Below are 256 nucleotides of genomic sequence, written 5' to 3'. Positions count from 1 at the left end.
CCGGTGCCAGGCCAACAGCTTGGCCTCGATCTCCTTCAGCTCGGTCCCGAGCCTTGCGTATTCACGCCCCTGCACCACGAACAGCTCACGCGCCAGCTCCGGAAGATTCTCGTCCTGCGCAATCCGCGCCAACAGCGGCTCGATCTTGTCCACCCCCTTGGCGGCGATCAGGCCGAACTCGGCGGCGTAGCCGCGGATCGCATTGCTCAGCTGGGTGCGCCGGGCGATCAGTCCGTCGCGGATCCCCGTCAGCATC

Annotated in this window: 1 pseudogene; it reads right to left on the bottom strand. The window is 66.8% G+C overall.

Annotated features, from left to right (window positions below):
* Positions 1–256 (bottom strand): annotated as a pseudogene (locus tag ACZYOF_RS44635) (IS110 family transposase); the annotation flags it as partial.

It is taken from the genome of Bradyrhizobium sp. LeoA1Lang, assembly GCF_055413685.1.
Note: the sequence above shows the minus strand (reverse complement) of the source record. Positions and strands in the feature narration are given on the sequence as shown.